At 45.0% G+C, this 535-nt stretch carries 1 protein-coding gene; it reads right to left on the minus strand.

Annotation, left to right across the window (positions count from 1 at the left end; genetic code table 11):
• On the minus strand, positions 1–535 hold a 535-nt coding region (locus AC1DVP_RS21430; RefSeq protein ID WP_477185493.1), incomplete at both ends, for an MFS transporter.

Below are 535 nucleotides of genomic sequence, written 5' to 3' on the forward strand. Positions count from 1 at the left end.
CCGTATTTATCGGCCAGGCTTTTAGACAGCGTGATCCCGACAATCATAAAAATAATTCCTCCCGCATTAAACAGTCCAAATCCTGCCGCAACCGGATCATTCCCAAAATGGTTTAGCCCAACGCTCGACAATGAATCCAATATCGGCTGAATAAAAAGAGCCAACTGTTCTTTATCCACATAATTTTCAAAATAATACACATACGAACCCCCTTTCAGGGCCAGAGTCACAAACACCAAAGTCGTCAGCGTCAGCATGATTACCCAAGGCTTGTTTTTGATCAGGTCGGCCAAGTCTTCCCTCACGCTCGACTTTTGCTCCGGTTTTGGAATAATGCGCTCTTTGGTGGCCAAAAAGGTGATCAAAAGCATGATAGTCCCAATGATGGCCAATACCGTCATTACTTTTTCAATACCCACTGCCTTGTCCCCGTTGCCGGCGCTCTTGATAATCCCCAGCATAAAAACCTGCACAAAAAACTGCGCAAACATTACTGCCACAAAACGATAGGACGATAAACTGTTCCTGTCTGACA

Source organism: Flavobacterium sp. P3_A6, assembly GCF_056403035.1.